Genomic DNA, 461 nt, shown 5'->3' on the forward strand with positions numbered 1-461 from the left:
CTCGCGACGCTACTCGCGGGCGCGGATTCGCACGGCCTTTTCACGACCACCCAGACGGTACCGGGCATCTATACGCGCGCAGCGTGGGAGGGCGTCGTCGAGAAAGCCATCGACGATGCGGTGAACGAGCAGCATGTCGAGGGTGACTGGGTGCTGACCGGTGACCAGCCGAACGCCCGGATCAGCGCCACCGCCGTCGAGGGTGCGGTTGACGCGGCGCAGGCTGCAGTCGAAGCACGGAAGGGGGCCGACGATCTGAGAAAGCGCCTGTGCGACCGGTATTTCACGGACTACACGGCAGCCTGGGCGACGATGTTCAACAGCTTCCAGTGGCTCCCGGCGACCAGCTTCTCCGGCGTGATCGACCAGCTCACGCGCCTGACCGATGCGCAGACCTCACCGCTGCTCGCGGTTATGAAGTCGGTGCAGTACCAGGGCGAGGCGGGGCGTCCTTCGCAGGC

At 66.6% G+C, this 461-nt stretch carries 1 protein-coding gene; it reads left to right on the forward strand.

Going from position 1 to position 461, the window contains the following annotated elements:
* The coding region (locus tag AB4Y35_RS42105) for an ImcF-related family protein (protein WP_368708802.1) at positions 1–461 on the forward strand (461 nt) is incomplete at both ends.

Source organism: Paraburkholderia sp. EG286A (assembly GCF_040965375.1).
In the GTDB taxonomy this organism is placed as follows: domain Bacteria; phylum Pseudomonadota; class Gammaproteobacteria; order Burkholderiales; family Burkholderiaceae; genus Paraburkholderia.